1 pseudogene is annotated in these 1640 nt (G+C 54.5%); it reads left to right on the top strand.

Annotated features, from left to right (window positions below):
- Positions 1–71 precede the first annotated feature (71 nt).
- A pseudogene (locus SB725_RS30050) lies at positions 72–1599 on the top strand (IS3 family transposase).
- Positions 1600–1640: the final 41 nt, after the last annotated feature.

Genomic DNA, 1640 nt, shown 5'->3' with positions numbered 1-1640 from the left:
CCCTCCGTGTCAGGCTACCTGTCGCCCTTGTTGATTGACTCACTCATGCAAGAGGGCGAAGGTGTTTAGCAATGTCCAAGCGCTATAACGAAGACTTCAAAGATTGGGTCGTCCTGCAAATGATGCCGCCCCTCAATCGCTCAGTGGCGGAACTCGCCGTTGCACTTAATCTCACGCCTCAGTCACTGCGAAACTGGAGACAAATGGCTAGAGATAAAGGTTTGATCGTGCCAGGAAATGGCAAGACCAGTGATCAATGGTCCAGCGCCGATAAATTCAACGCTGTGATGGAAACAGCACCGTTGAGTGAGGTGGAGATTTCTCAGTACTGCCGGCTCAAGGGCATCTACCCGGAGCAAATCCGTCAATGGCGCGAGATCTGCCAAAACGCCAATATTCTTGCTGATCTGAAACCCAATGTAGAGAAAACTACCGAACAACGGCGGATTAAAGAATTGGAGCGTCAGTTGATCCGGTCAGATGCTGGGCGTGCTGAGGCGGAGGCTTTGCTGGCACTCAGAAAAAAAGCCAATGCGATCTGGGGCAAGGACAAGGAAGACTGATCGACGCCTTTGATCGCACGCAAGCCATGAAGTTGATTGCAGACGCGGTACTGAATGGCGCTCGTCGATATCGAGCGTGCAATGAGTTGGGGTTGAGCCTGCGCACAGTCCAACGCTGGCGACACACTGGTTGTGATCGACGACGACTGGCTCAACGGGCAGCTCCGGCTAATAAGCTCAGTGAGACGGAGCGCCAAGCAGTGCTTGATGCCGCCAATCAGGCTGGCTACGCCAGCCTCACCCCGCACCAAATCGTTCCTAAGCTGGCCGATGAAGGCATCTACCTGGCTTCGGAGTCGACGTTTTATCGTGTGTTAAAAACCGCCAACCAAAACGTGCGTCGTGGCAGAACCAAAGCCCCGAAACGCAGGGTGCTGACGACTCATCGCGCTGACAGCCCCAATCAGGTGTGGTGCTGGATATCACCTGGTTGCCAAGTACCGTCAGAGGCCGGTTTTTCTACTGGTACATGGTCAAGGATGTCTACAGCCGCAAGCTGGTCGCCAATGAAGTACATGAGGTGGAGTGCGCCGAACACGCGTGCGAACTGCTCAGAAAGGGGTGCTTACGTGAACACACAGCGGGTCGCCCGCTGGTGCTGCACTCGGATAACGGGCACGTGATGAGAGGTTCTTTGTTGCGTGAAAGTATGGTTGCGCTGGGCGTCGAGCCATCCTTTAGCCGGCCTAGGGTGAGCAACGATAACGCTTATGCCGAGGCACTGTTCCGCACCGCTAAGTACTGCCCACTCTGGCCGGATCAACCTTTTGAAACGGTGACTGATGCAAGGCTTTGGGTGCAGAAATTCATCGAGTGGTACAACGAAGATCACCGCCACAGTGCCTTGAAATACGTGACACCAAACGAGCGACACGAAGGCAAAGCGACGGCTTTATTACAAGCTAGAGCAGCGCTTTATGAAGAGGCCAGGGAAGCGAATCCGAGCCGCTGGAGTACCAGGACACGCAACTGGAAGCTGGCAGATGCGGTGTATTTGAACCCAGAACGCCCTGAAGTTAACGGCGCAATGGGTTAGCAGCAGAAGTACCAAGGCGACAGGTACCTTGACACGTACCG

The organism is Pseudomonas sp. SIMBA_041 (genome assembly GCF_046535095.1).
Lineage (GTDB): Bacteria > Pseudomonadota > Gammaproteobacteria > Pseudomonadales > Pseudomonadaceae > Aquipseudomonas > Aquipseudomonas mucoides.
Note: the sequence above shows the minus strand (reverse complement) of the source record. Positions and strands in the feature narration are given on the sequence as shown.